General features: G+C 61.1%; 10 protein-coding genes and 4 tRNA genes. 2 read left to right on the top strand and 12 right to left on the bottom strand.

Features of this window, described 5'->3' with window-relative positions; translation table 11 throughout:
• Positions 1 to 154: 154 nt before the first annotated feature.
• The 5 genes from QP977_RS04025 to QP977_RS04005 all read right to left on the bottom strand — a co-directional run bounded on the left by QP977_RS04025 (position 155) and on the right by QP977_RS04005 (position 2,233).
• A tRNA-Trp gene (locus QP977_RS04025) sits at positions 155 to 227 on the bottom strand.
• A 103-nt stretch (positions 228 to 330) separates the two neighbouring features.
• A tRNA-Met gene (locus QP977_RS04020) sits at positions 331 to 404 on the bottom strand.
• Positions 405 to 443: 39 nt separating this feature from the next.
• Positions 444 to 516, bottom strand: a tRNA-Thr gene (locus QP977_RS04015).
• 399 nt (positions 517 to 915) lie between these two features.
• Positions 916 to 997: transfer RNA gene (locus QP977_RS04010), tRNA-Tyr, on the bottom strand.
• A 180-nt stretch (positions 998 to 1,177) separates the two neighbouring features.
• Positions 1,178 to 2,233 (bottom strand): polyprenyl synthetase family protein, encoded by a 1,056-nt coding sequence (locus QP977_RS04005; RefSeq protein ID WP_049172333.1) that lies wholly within the window; start codon positions 2,231 to 2,233, stop codon positions 1,178 to 1,180.
• Between the two features lie 118 nt (positions 2,234 to 2,351).
• Here QP977_RS04005 and QP977_RS04000 point away from each other — a divergent pair, with 118 nt between their 5' ends.
• Positions 2,352 to 3,704, top strand: coding sequence for a geranylgeranyl reductase family protein (locus QP977_RS04000; RefSeq protein WP_284847156.1), 1,353 nt, complete (start codon positions 2,352 to 2,354; stop codon positions 3,702 to 3,704).
• A 52-nt stretch (positions 3,705 to 3,756) separates the two neighbouring features.
• Here the strand turns inward: QP977_RS04000 and QP977_RS03995 are convergent, their stop codons facing one another.
• The 5 genes from QP977_RS03995 to QP977_RS03975 all read right to left on the bottom strand — a co-directional run bounded on the left by QP977_RS03995 (position 3,757) and on the right by QP977_RS03975 (position 9,241).
• A complete protein-coding gene (locus QP977_RS03995) occupies positions 3,757 to 4,449 on the bottom strand; it encodes a demethylmenaquinone methyltransferase (RefSeq protein WP_048732404.1) in 693 nt (230 codons plus the stop codon).
• 10 nt (positions 4,450 to 4,459) lie between these two features.
• A complete protein-coding gene (locus QP977_RS03990; RefSeq protein ID WP_070851754.1) occupies positions 4,460 to 5,668 on the bottom strand; it encodes a glycosyltransferase family 4 protein in 1,209 nt (402 codons plus the stop codon).
• A gap of 4 nt (positions 5,669 to 5,672) precedes the next feature.
• A complete protein-coding gene (locus QP977_RS03985) occupies positions 5,673 to 6,164 on the bottom strand; it encodes a DUF3592 domain-containing protein (RefSeq protein ID WP_049172339.1) in 492 nt (163 codons plus the stop codon).
• A 96-nt stretch (positions 6,165 to 6,260) separates the two neighbouring features.
• A complete protein-coding gene (gene menD / locus QP977_RS03980; RefSeq protein WP_502870945.1) occupies positions 6,261 to 8,114 on the bottom strand; it encodes a 2-succinyl-5-enolpyruvyl-6-hydroxy-3-cyclohexene-1-carboxylic-acid synthase in 1,854 nt (617 codons plus the stop codon).
• A gap of 101 nt (positions 8,115 to 8,215) precedes the next feature.
• Entirely contained in the window at positions 8,216 to 9,241 is a 1,026-nt protein-coding gene (locus tag QP977_RS03975; protein ID WP_070827243.1) for an o-succinylbenzoate synthase, read from the bottom strand.
• A 13-nt stretch (positions 9,242 to 9,254) separates the two neighbouring features.
• Between QP977_RS03975 and QP977_RS03970 the strand changes: the two genes are divergently transcribed.
• Positions 9,255 to 10,235, top strand: a complete 981-nt coding sequence (locus QP977_RS03970) for a 1,4-dihydroxy-2-naphthoyl-CoA synthase (protein ID WP_016422029.1) — start codon at positions 9,255 to 9,257, stop codon at positions 10,233 to 10,235.
• Positions 10,236 to 10,342: 107 nt separating this feature from the next.
• Here the strand turns inward: QP977_RS03970 and QP977_RS03965 are convergent, their stop codons facing one another.
• Together QP977_RS03965 and QP977_RS03960 are read right to left on the bottom strand one after the other, a co-directional pair.
• Positions 10,343 to 11,002: an ABC transporter ATP-binding protein gene (locus QP977_RS03965; RefSeq protein WP_080969612.1), complete on the bottom strand. Its 660-nt coding sequence runs from the start codon at positions 11,000 to 11,002 to the stop codon at positions 10,343 to 10,345.
• A 179-nt stretch (positions 11,003 to 11,181) separates the two neighbouring features.
• A complete protein-coding gene (locus tag QP977_RS03960) occupies positions 11,182 to 12,231 on the bottom strand; it encodes a FecCD family ABC transporter permease (protein ID WP_042389120.1) in 1,050 nt (349 codons plus the stop codon).
• Between the last annotated feature and the right edge of the window lie 69 nt (positions 12,232 to 12,300).

Below are 12,300 nucleotides of genomic sequence, written 5' to 3'. Positions count from 1 at the left end.
CAACCTCGGCATCCAAAAAGGCTGGATCAAATAACCGCAACACGCCCGGAAAAGACACACTTTTCTTTACTTAACCCTGCCCACCGCCACCGAACATAAACGAAAAACCCGCCACCCAGACGCATTTTCATACGCCCTGGATGACGGGTACTTGCAGGGGCGACAGGACTCGAACCTGCAACCTGCGGTTTTGGAGACCGCTGCTCTACCAATTGAGCCACGCCCCTTCACCACCAGCGAAAGAACTTTTCAGTCCTTAGCTGACAATGTCCCACCTTACTGCATTGCTGCATAATCAAGGCGGGGTTCGACGAACATCACTGTCCGTAGTAGCGATGGGGGGGATCGAACCCCCGACCTCACGATTATGAGTCGTGCGCTCTCACCATCTGAGCTACATCGCCCCTATTCTCTACCGGACATAAGTCCGTATAAAAGAACAGAGCCCCCTGACAGAATCGAACTGTCGACCTTTTCCTTACCATGGAAACGCTCTGCCGACTGAGCTAAGGGGGCATCAGCATCCGTTGAACCCAGCACGTAACTCTGTGGCCAATTGTTGACCGCTTCGTTTCGCTCTGTGCTCTCCGTGAAGCCTTGCAAAGATTAACCCGAAATCACCACTAAGCACAAATCAGCAGGTAGGCAGCGGTATTTCTTGTCACGTTTGCAGACATTTGGCGCGCACTTATGGATAATCTATTCACTTATCGATGAGCCCCAGCGGAACCATAAGTGAATAGCTCATCGATGAGTGGCTGACCTCTAACTCGAGCCTCTAACTCGAGCCCCTGCCCCCGCTTAATCCAGAGCCCCTCACTCGAGCCCCTACCCCAAACCCCTGCCCCGCATCCCCACCAACGGCCCCTACAAACAAAAAATCACCGCGAGAAAGTTCTCGCGGTGATTTCACTGTGCCAGATGATGGATTCGAACCAACGAAGGCAATGCCGACGGATTTACAATCCGCTCCCTTTGGCCGCTCGGGCAATCTGGCGTGCACTCTTAAACGGTGCGAATGGAATGCTACCCACTACTCTGTCATTTACACAAATCGGCAGGTCGAGAGGATATTTCCCTACCTGGATTCACCCCTCAGCAGAGCTCAGCCCAGAGGAGAGCTCACCTCGGAGCAGTGCTCGCCCCTAGACCCATCTCGCCGATGGAGCTCAATCCGCTACCCCACGCGCTCCACGGTGTAGCGAGCAACGTGACGCAGGGCCTCCTTGGCCGCACAGTCAGGAAGGTCAGCGATGACGCGGTCGGACTCATCCAGCAGTTCATTGACCTTCTCCATCGCGCGAGCCACACCGTTGGTCTGAGCCAAAAGCTCGAGGGCCTCGTCGACAAGCGCGTCGTCGGAGACTGGGCCGACGAGAATCTCACGGAGGCGGTCAGCGGCTGGGGTATCCTCCTGCAGCGCGTAGAGCACCGGCAGCGTGAAGACGCCCTCGCGCAAGTCAGTACCCGGAGTCTTGCCGGACTGATCGGTATTGGAGGAGATGTCGATGATGTCGTCGACAATCTGGAAAACGATACCGATTAGTTCGCCATAGCGGCGCAGCGCGTTGGAAATCTCGGCGGACGCACCGGCGTGATAGGCGCCGAGATAACCGGCCGATGCGATGAGCACACCGGTCTTTTCGGCAATGACCTTCAGGTAGCGCTCGATGCGCTCTTCAATCGGCAGGTCCAAGTCGTTGAGGCACTCGCGCATCTGACCTGTGACAAGAACACCGAAGGTCTCAGCGAAGTGAGCCACGCTCTCGGAGCCGAGCTCTGCCAGCAGGCGGGACGCAGCAGCGAAGAGGTAGTCACCGGCCAGAATGGCGACGGTGTTGTCCCAGCGCGAGTTTGCGGAGGGCACGCCGCGGCGCTTATCCGCTTCATCCATGACGTCGTCGTGGTAGAGCGTCGCCAGGTGCGTCAGCTCCAGCACCGTCGCGGCGGTGATGACCTTATCGCTCTCCGGGTTCTCCCCGAACTGCGCGGCCAGCATGGTAAACATCGGGCGGAAGCGCTTACCACCAGCGTGAGCTAGGTGGGAAACCCGCTCGACTAGGAAGTCCTCGCCGCGCCCCAGCTCGGTAATCAGGAGGTCCTCGCTCTTGCGCATTCCCTCGGTGATTGTTGCTTCCAGCGCCTCATCAACGAAGTGAGAACTAGTGGCGGTGTGCTCACCAGTGCCCTGAGCACTTCCGGAACTAAGCCCGGAGTAGTCTCCAGTACGCATTCGAGACCTGCCTAACTGACGATAAAAGATAAGAAACTGCTAAATAAACTACCTTACGAGCATAGTGGCTAGCAGACCAGTTCCCATATTTGTTTCAACGTCGTTATACGCTGGGGCAATGACCTCAAGCCCGATTTCGCGAGTTTCCCCCACGTTCGACGGCACCGTCGCTCTACCCAGCAGCACTGACGTGCTCATTGTTGGCGCAGGCCCCACCGGCTCCGCAGCCGCAATTCACGCCGCCCGCGCCGGTTTTTCGGTCACTGTGGTCGACTCCCAGCGCTTCCCGCGCGACAAAACTTGTGGCGACGGGCTCACTCCTCGTGCCATCGCTGAGCTACGTCGTCTAGGGCTTGACGACGAGCTCCTGCGCCGCAACCGCAACCGCGGACTCAAGCTACACGGTTTCGGCGGCTCCATCACCGCACCTTGGCCAGATGATGCCTCGGGCACTTTCCCCGCTGTCGGATCCGCGATGCCGCGAGTTGAGCTCGACACTTTCTTGCTCAATGCCGCCGCTGATGCCGGTGCGCAGGTCTTTGATGGAGTCGCAGCGCGGAAGGTGGTTCTCGGAGCGCTGAACACTGGCGGCACGCGGGGTCATGGCGTGCGCGAGGTGGAGCTTTCCGACCGCGAGGGCAAGCCACACACCATCTCGGCCCGCTGGTTGCTCGTGGCCGATGGGGTCCGCAGTACCGTCGGCAAGCAGCTGGGGCGTGCGTGGCATCGAGACAGCGTCTTTGGCGTGGCCGCACGGTCGTATGTCAGCTTCGACAGCGCAGACGTAGCGGATGACTGGATTCACTCGCACCTGGAACTGCGCAGCTCCGATGGGCATACGCACCCGGGCTATGGCTGGATTTTCCCGCTGGGAGAAGGCCGGGCGAATGTGGGGTGTGGGGCGCTGGCGACATCGGCACGCCCGGCGCGCACGAACGTGAAGAAGTTGCTGCGTGAGTACCACGGACAGGTGCGCGATCAGTGGCAGATGAGCGAGCCGGAGCACGTGACGTCGGCGCTGCTGCCGATGGGCGGTGCCGTGTCGAATGTGGCGGGGCCGAACTGGGCGTTGCTCGGTGATGCTGCGTGCTTGGTCAACCCGCTCAACGGTGAGGGCATTGACTACGGCATGGAGTCGGCGCGGCTAGCGGTGGAGCTGATTAGTTCGATTGGTGCGTGCAGCGATGGGCTGACTCACTCCTGGCCCGCCCTGCTTCGCGAGCACTACGGCACTGGCTTCTCGCTGGCTCGCAAGTTGGCGCTGACGTTGACGTACCCGAGCTTCCTCCCCACGGTCGGCCCGCTGACTATCGGCGCCCCGTGGGGCAGCCAGCTCATGGGCGTTGCCGCACGACTGATGGGAAACCTGGTCACGGAACACGACCGCGATGTGGTGGCGCGACTGTGGCGCGCTTCGGGGCAGGCGGCGCTGGCCTCCGATAAGTGGTTCGGGCGCCAGCCCTGGCAGTAGGAATCGCTTTACGACGGGCCCTGCGACCCAGCCCCGATTGCGAGCTCGCGAGCTACTGTGCGGGCTTGGTTGCCGAGTGCAGCGCCGCGATGCCAAAGGTGAGGTTCTGCCACCCGGCATCCTCCCAGCCAGAGGCATTGATGTCGCGGGCAAGCTGCGGCTGGTTCGGCCAGGCGCGAATCGACTCCGCCAAGTACACGTAGGCCTCCGGGTTCGAGGAGACGACCTTGGCGATCTGCGGCAGTGCCCGCATCAGGTACTCCTTGTAGAAGGTGCTGAACACTGGCACCACAGGGGTGGAGAACTCACAGACTGTCAGCTGGCCTCCGGGCTTGGTCACGCGGGCTAGTTCGGCGAGGCCCGCCTTGTAGTCCACGATGTTGCGAAGACCGAAGCTGATGGTCACCGCGTCGAAGGTGTTGTCCGGGAATGGCAGCTTCATGCCGTCACCGCAGACCTTGGGAACATCGCGATGTGCACCGGCCTTGAGCATGCCTCGGGAGAAGTCACAGGCAACGACGTATGCGCCAGACTTTGCCAACTCCACTGAGGAAACAGCCGTACCGGCGGCCAGGTCGAGGACCTTCTGGCCAGGCTGCAGGTTCAGGCGCTTTGCCGTGCGCACGCGCCAGTAGTGGTCAATACCACCAGTGAGCACGGTATTAGTGATGTCGTAATTCTTCCCCACGCCGTCGAACATCGAGGCGACTTCGCTGGGATTTTTCGTTAAATCAGCCCTAGACACGATGTCCAGATTACGCGACCGACTTCTGACGCGTAGCAGCACCTGTACGGGAAGCGTCAATCGTATCTGCTGCGACCTTGCTTGACGTCTCGGCCGAGGAGACCCCAGAAACCTCCTCGTAGTGACAAACAAGGTCTGCACACAGTGCTTCCCAGGTACGTTCGGTCACGGTGTCGCGGCAGCGGTTGCGCAGCTGCTTGCGTGCCAGCTCATCGTCGACGAGCAGCAGCTTGTCGACCGCCTCAGACAGATCGCGGGTGAAAGTCTTGGGCTCCAGCAGATAGCCGTTGACATCGTTAGTAATCAGGTCGCGCGGGCCGCCTGCGTTCGGAGCGATGGCCGGAACACCGGAAGCGTGGGCTTCCTGTACGGCCTGGCAGAAGGTTTCAAAGTCACCGGTGTGAACGAACACGTCCAGGCTGGCGAATGCCGCTGCCAACTTATCGCCGGTGAGCTGCCCAGTGAAGACGGCATTCGGCATCTGCTTCTGCAGCTTCGGCAGCTCCGGGCCATTGCCGACAATGACCACCTGGATATCATCGCGGCCGTTCAGCGCTGCCAGCCGCTCCACAGACTTCTCCGCCGCGAGCCTGCCGACATAACCAACAATTGGCTTGCCCTCCGGGCTCCACTGCTTCCTGAGCTCTTCACTACGCTTTGTCGGAGTAAAGCGAACCGCATCAACACCACGACCCCAGCGGTAGACGTCACGAATTTTGTGATTCTGCAGGTCCTCAATAGTCGGCGACGACGGCGCCAGCGTTCGGGCGCAGGAGTTGTGAATCACGCGCGTCCACAACCATGCTGCCGTGGAGAGCCCCGCCAACTTGTAGTTCTTGGCAAAACCCGCAACGTCCGTCTGATAGATGGCCACAGCCGGGATGCCCAGTGCCTTGGCAGTCAGCGCGCCCGCACCACCGAGCACAAATGGCGAAGCCAAGTGGACAACATCCGGCTTAAACTGCGTCAGCGCCGACGCTACCCGACGGTTCGGCACACCAATCGGTAGCGAATCAATCAACGGCACCATCACAGTGGGCACACGCTCAATGCGGTAGTCGCAGTAGAACTCTGCCTCTTCCTGCCAGTCCCGAGCGCCCGGCGCAATCACCAGCGCCTCGTGTCCTTCACGGCGTAAGTGTTCCAACACCCGCAGCACGGAGTTTGTCACTCCATTGATGTTGGGCAAGAAGCTTTCAGCAATGATGGCAACGCGCATGGTGCTAGTTTTCCATCTCGTCGGAAAGCGAAAGTGACCCTCTGTTTACCTTTTGGGGATCTCTTTGTAAACGACGGGTTGCGCGCAACGACGACCACCACAACGGCGCGACGACGAGAAATGTAACCACAGCGATACTGGTCGCCGGGAGAAGTGACAACGTCCATGTGCGTCCGGCGACGCGGACGACATTGGGATCAGTGCGGTCGTATTCGACGCGGACGCGCTGCCCCTCTTCCAGACCAACGGGATAGAGCAAACCGGTTGGCGGCGACTGAAAATCACCATTCTCGTCGACGAAATCAACCGTGGTGCGAAGGAGCTCGACCGAGCGCACGTTGGCTACGGACTGCCCCATGTTCGACTCGATATTGCGGTCATTAATGAAGCAGCCAACCACCATGGCCAGGCACGACAGCAACAGGCAAATCATTACAAAGAGCAGTACCTGACGAAGGAAGCGCGGCCAATTGGCCAGGGCAGTTTTCCACTGCATGGCGGTCGCGACCTCCTATTTTTCTGTCTCTGATTGTTTCCAGCTCTGATTGGATGCTGCCGGCCGGCTAGTGCTTGTTCACCAAGCCTTGTCCAGCTAGTGCTTGTCCAGCACCCCAATCTCCGCATTGTATGCCAGCTTGTGGTGCAACTGCCGACGCGTCGCACGTGTGGTCGCCACCTCGATGACGCGGATGCCATCGACGTCGGTATCCGGGTGCAGCTGCGCGAGCAGATCTGGGAGGCGGTCGACACGCACGTGCTCGACTCCGTAAGCCTGGCAGATGCCCTCAAAGTCCACGTCCTGCGGCGTGCCGAAGATGCGCTCAAAGCTTCCCCGCAGAGCCGGGCTGCCCGCCTCCAGCGTCTCGAAAATACCGCCACCGGCATCATTGGCCACCACGATGGTGAGGTTTTCCGGCCTCGGCTCCAGCGGCCCAATTGCCAACGCTGCGGAGTCGTGCTGGAACGTCAGGTCACCCATAAGTGCAATCGTCCGCGGCGGGCGAATCTCGTCGGCATGCTCACGGTCGGACGCCAGCGCAATACCGATTGCCGTCGCCACCGTGCCGTCGATGCCCGCGGCACCTCGTCCCGCATACGTGTTCACACCCGGGAAAGGCAGGCCCGTGTACGACGCATCGCGCACCGGGTTCGACGCGCCCAGCACCACGTTGTCACCCGTGCGCAGGCTATCCGTCAGCGCCGCCGCCACATGAAATCCGGTCAGCGGTTCCTCCGCTTCAATCGACTCTGTCAGCGTCTCTCGCACGGACTTCACCGCCAATTCGCTGGCAGCCTCACAGATTTTCGTCCACTGCGGGTCCTGCTCCCCCACAGTCTGCACATGCTTTACGACGGCCCTTGCGTTCGCCGTCACATCCGGGAACTCCACCCCAAAACCGTGGTTTTCCGCTTCGGAGACAACGGTCAGCTCGATATCCGGATTGGCCAGCAGCTTAGAGATACCTCGGTGCAGCGTCGGCCTGCCGACTAACACAATCTGCTCCGGCAGAATCTGCGCAAAAGTACCCGCCGCGAGCGGGTGAACCGGGTGCGCCGGCGCATATGCATTCGGCTCAGCGATGGTTGGCAGATCCTCCAGTTCTGGCAGGTGCGAGGCATTCGAACCCGCAATCACGAGTGTGCGGCGGCTGATGTCAATTGTGGCTGTGCTAGCCGAGTTGGCCGGGCCGGTTGCGGTGGCCGAGTTGGCTGCGATGGCGGCCGCGCCGACGTTGTTGCTGTTGGTAGGCGCAATCGTGGTCCAGGGGCCGCCGTCGGCGCGGCCCTCGGGGATGTCGGCGACGGAGTCGTCGTCAGGCACGAGCGGTTCGACAAAACGGACGTTAAGGTGGCCGGCGCCGGATGCCATGGCGGCGACAACGCGATCGATGCGGGCGCGGATCTGCGCGGCGGTGGCCTTCGTGACCGGGGCGGTGCCGTCCAGATCGAACTCGACGACGGAGGCATCAGCGAACAGGCGGTCCTGGACGATGGTCTGGTTCGCGCCAGTGCCTCGATAATGCGCGGGGCGGTCGGCGGTCAGTGCCAGCAGCGGAATGCCCGACGCGGTGGCTTCCACCATGGCGGGCACGAGGTTCGCCACTGCTGTGCCGGACGTTGTAATTACCGGGGTCACCTTGCGGGTGCGCGAGGCCAGGCCGAGGGCGAGGAAGGCGGCGGAGCGTTCATCGATACGTACGTGGAGGCGAACCTTCGCCGCGTCGGCGGCCTGGACCAGAGCGCGGGCGAGCGGGGCGGACCGGGAACCCGGGCACACCACGGCATCGACCATGCCGAGACGCAGCAGCTCATCGACGATGAGGCCCGCTACCACTGCGGATGGGGCCGTGGGGGCTGCGGGGGTATGGGACGTGGCGTCGGTTGCCGAGGCGTTGTCGTTCACCGAGATGTCCGGGGTATGGGAGGTGTCCTGGTTGTCGTTCACACTCAATAGGCTACTTGCCGGAAGTTACTGACTAGGTTTATGTCAGTTTGGAAGCCGTTTTTCGGGCTCAAAGTGTCATAAACCTAGTCACTTTCTTGGCGTTATAGATGGGCGTACGCCGCGCGGAGGCGGTCGAACCACCAATCGCGGCGGGGGCCCGGCGCGGCGAGCTCGGCCAGGCGGGAAGGGTCGGGAGCGGGGTTGGTGACGGGCAGTCGGCCATCGATAAGTGGCCGGGGCTCGATGACGTCCTCGATAAACAGCGAGGACGTGGCCAAACCCGCCGCGTTCGGCTCCGGCTGCAGCTCTGTGGCAGGCAGGGCCGCCGCCGTGAACAAACCGGCGGCCATGCCAACACCGGTGTCCAAAGCGCTGGCGACGGTCACCTTCATCTCCAGTTCCTCGGCCAACCGAAGCAAGCGGCGTGGTCCACCAAGGGGCGCGACCTTCATTACGCCCACGTCAGCAGCCTGCTCGCGCGCAACCAAATACGGGTCCTCGGCCTTGCGAATCGACTCATCGGCAGCAACCGGGCAAAACTCCCCCACTGCGTCGCGGACCTCGCGCAGCTCGGCGACAGTCGCAACGGGCTGCTCCATGTACTCCAGCGGCCCCAACTCATGAGCGGCGCGGATGGCCTGCTCCACCGACCAGCCACGATTCGCATCCACCCGCACCACAGGTTCATAGCCATAGGCTTCCGCCACCGCGGTGCGGACGGCGGCTACGCGCTCGATGTCGTCGTTAAGCGATTGGCCGCTCTCTGCGACCTTGACCTTAAACGTGCGGCACCCGGGGTAGCGCGCCACGACCTCCGGCACCTGCTCGGGTGCGACGGCGGGGATGGTGGCGTTGACCTCGACAAACTCGCGCTTCGGGATGGGCAGGCCGACGTATGCGCATTCGATGGCCGAGCGCAGCCACGCGGCGGCCTCGGACGCCTCGTATTCCAGGAAGGGAGCGAACTCGCCCCAGGTGACGGGGCCGTCGATGAGGAGTGCCTCGCGGGTGGTGACGCCACGGAATTTCACTGCCATGGGCAGCGCGACGACGTGGGCGCGGTCGAGGATGTCATCGATGGGCGGAAGCTGGATGTTGGGCGCAGCGGACACAGACATACCCCTCATGCTAGAGACCTTTATGCTGGAAGCCATGACTGATACCGCGAAGTACTCGACCGATAACCCCTTCCGCCCCGAGCAGTGGAAGACGGTTGATGGTTTTGAGGATTTGACCGACATCACCTACCACCGCCACGTCGGCGAGGGCCGCGAAAACGGCATTGTGCGTATTGCGTTTGATCGCCCGGAGGTTCGTAACGCATTCCGCCCGCATACCGTCGATGAGCTCTACCGCGCGCTCGACCACGCGCGTCGCACCCCGGATGTCGGCGTTGTGCTGCTGACCGGTAACGGCCCGAGCACCAAGGACGGTGGCTGGGCATTCTGTTCGGGTGGTGACCAGCGCATTCGCGGTCGTTCCGGCTACCAGTACGCCACATCCCACGAGCATGACGACGCTACCGCGGACGCATCCACCATCGATACCGCGCGTGCCAAGGTCGAGGGTGGCCGCCTGCACATCCTGGAGGTGCAGCGCCTGATTCGCACTATGCCGAAGGTTGTCATTGCCGTGGTCAATGGTTGGGCCGCAGGTGGCGGACACTCCCTGCACGTGGTGTGTGACCTGACACTGGCATCCCGCCAGGAGGCCCGCTTTAAGCAGACCGACGCTGACGTGGGATCTTTCGATGCCGGCTATGGCTCGGCCTACCTGGCGAAGCAGGTTGGTCAGAAGTTTGCCCGCGAGATTTTCTTCCTCGGCCGTTCCTACGACGCTGAGACCATGCACCGCATGGGCGCTGTCAACGAGGTCGCCGACCACGCTGAGCTGGAAGATGTCGCGGTGGAGTGGGGCCGCATGATCAACGGTAAGTCCCCAACGGCGCAGCGCATGCTGAAGTTCGCTTTCAACCTGACCGATGACGGACTGATGGGCCAGCAGGTCTTCGCGGGCGAGGCTACTCGCCTGGCGTACATGACCGACGAGGCCGTCGAGGGCAAGGAAGCGTTCCTGGAAAAGCGTGACCCGAACTGGGACGAGTTCCCGTTCTACTACTAGGGGCAGTTAGGGGGGCGCCGGCTGGGGCGCTCGTCGGGCCCTGCACTTTAGCGCTCATTCGTGGCTGTAGAACAGCCGAGAGCGTGCGCTACAGTCACGGGTCTGCGCTAGAGTGCCTCCGACGCTTCGACCGCCAGCCCGCCATTGCGAGTCGGGAGCACCGCACCTTCTACCTGATAAACCTCTCGCAGCATAGCTTCATTAATGACCTCTGCCGGAGGCCCTGCACTGCTGACCCGACCATCGGCTAGAACAACCACATGTTCGCAAAAGCGCGCCGCTTGCCCCAGGTCATGAAGTGTCATCACTACCGCGCAGGGCAATTCCCGCGCACACTTGCGTACCTGCCCGAGAAGCATCAATTGGTTACGCAGGTCGAGTGCGCTGGTGGGCTCGTCGAGAAGCAATACCCGAGGTCGTCGCACAACCGCCTGCGCAAAACTCACCAACTGCCGCTGTCCCCCAGACAACTCAGACATCAGCCGCGATGACAACGCAACCAACCCAAGTCGTTCAATGGTGGCCTGCACTTCTGCCCGCACTGTGGATCCGACACGCAGTGCGGAAAACCCAGAAAATGACTGTTGCCGGGCAAGCAGGACGCTTTCGTACACGGTCAATGAGCTCAGCGGCGGAGGGTCCTGTGGCAAATATAGAGATCTTTCAGCACGTACCTGCCCCGAGCAGTTTTCAAGGCCCGCCAAACACCTCAGCAGTGTCGATTTGCCAGCTCCGTTGGGACCGACCAACGCAGTCACGCTTCCCATCGGAAGAGGCCCAACGTCGACATTGTGCAGGACATGATGGCCGTCGTAAGCAAAAGACACTCCTCGCGCGCTAAGAGCGGACGATTCTGGAGGGGTTTCGCCGAGGGGTTTACCGTCAGGTTTACTGGGGCTGTCGTGATGACCATGTACAGCGTCGTTCCCGACAAAGCGACTTGCCTTTAGCCAACCCACATTTTCCTCCTCTGGCCAGCGATAATCGCGACAAATACGGGCACTCCTACAATTGCGGTAATAATGCCTACGGGAAGAATTACACCCGGTTGAATCACCTTCGACACTGCCGATGCCGCAACCAGAAGCAGCGCCCCTACCAAAGTCGAAGCAGTAAGAAAATAACGTTGATCTTCGCCTACCAATAAGCGCGCAACGTGTGGGCCGACGAGACCGATAAATCCAATCGTACCGGCCATCGACACAGCGGTTGCCGCCATAAAGGACACCACGATAAGGGTCAGCGCACGCAGTCGATCAACGTCTACGCCAAGGGCTTTTGCGCGGTCATCGCCCATCCGGAATGCAGTCAGCGACCAGGCATTGAGGTAAAAGAAGAGTAGCCCCATCACGAATATCACCGCGAGCAACGCAATCTGCGTCCAGTTCGAGCGGGTGAGACTACCCATCGTCCAGAACACAACCTGTTCCAACTGCGTCTCCGAGGCCAGGTATTGCATCAGGGCCAGTAGAGCGTCGAAAAAGAATACAATCGCGATACCGAGGAGAATCATCCCCTCGACTCCTGGGCCACGAAATCGGGAAAAGAGCAGAATCGCAGCGCAGGCCAGCATCGCGAACACCCACGCAGTCCCGGCCATCCCCAGCACCGCACCGATTCCCTCAGAAGCGAAGCCGGTGACCACAGCCAGGGCAGCACCGAATCCGGCCGCCGCTGACACGCCCAGGGTGTACGGCTCGGCCAGGGGATTTCCCAGAATTGTCTGCATTTGTGAGCCCGCCGCTGCCAGCGTCGCTCCGACGAGCACTGCAGTCACGGTCATCGGAAGCCGAATGTCGAAAACAATCTGGTGGTCAATGGGTCGCGCACCAACCGGATGGGTCAATGTATGCAAAACTTCGCTGGCAGGCATGCTACCGCCACCGAGTAGAAAGTCAGCAAGCGATGTCAAAGCCAACACCACAGTAATCAGAGCGATTATCACCCACTTCTTCCGTGCTGCGCGCTGATACCAGTGAAAAGTTGACTGCACCATTACTCTATCAGGGCTGACTTCCTGCTCCCCGCGAACGGCGTCTCCGCTCCCCTGCGTTGTTGCCAGGTT

The sequence above is a fragment of the Corynebacterium sp. MSK012 genome, assembly GCF_030232435.1.
In the GTDB taxonomy this organism is placed as follows: Bacteria; Actinomycetota; Actinomycetes; order Mycobacteriales; family Mycobacteriaceae; genus Corynebacterium; species Corynebacterium jeikeium_D.
Note: the sequence above shows the minus strand (reverse complement) of the source record. Positions and strands in the feature narration are given on the sequence as shown.

Coding starts and splice junctions, on each gene's coding strand:
- QP977_RS04005 (WP_049172333.1), bottom strand. CDS start 2,233: ATGCGTACTGGAGACTACTCCGGGCTTAGTTCCGGAAGTGCTCAGGGC.
- QP977_RS04000 (WP_284847156.1), top strand. CDS start 2,352: ATGACCTCAAGCCCGATTTCGCGAGTTTCCCCCACGTTCGACGGCACC.
- QP977_RS03990 (WP_070851754.1), bottom strand. CDS start 5,668: ATGCGCGTTGCCATCATTGCTGAAAGCTTCTTGCCCAACATCAATGGA.
- QP977_RS03985 (WP_049172339.1), bottom strand. CDS start 6,164: ATGCAGTGGAAAACTGCCCTGGCCAATTGGCCGCGCTTCCTTCGTCAG.
- QP977_RS03975 (WP_070827243.1), bottom strand. CDS start 9,241: ATGAGGGGTATGTCTGTGTCCGCTGCGCCCAACATCCAGCTTCCGCCC.
- QP977_RS03970 (WP_016422029.1), top strand. CDS start 9,255: ATGCTGGAAGCCATGACTGATACCGCGAAGTACTCGACCGATAACCCC.
- QP977_RS03965 (WP_080969612.1), bottom strand. CDS start 11,002: ATGGGAAGCGTGACTGCGTTGGTCGGTCCCAACGGAGCTGGCAAATCG.
- QP977_RS03960 (WP_042389120.1), bottom strand. CDS start 12,231: ATGGTGCAGTCAACTTTTCACTGGTATCAGCGCGCAGCACGGAAGAAG.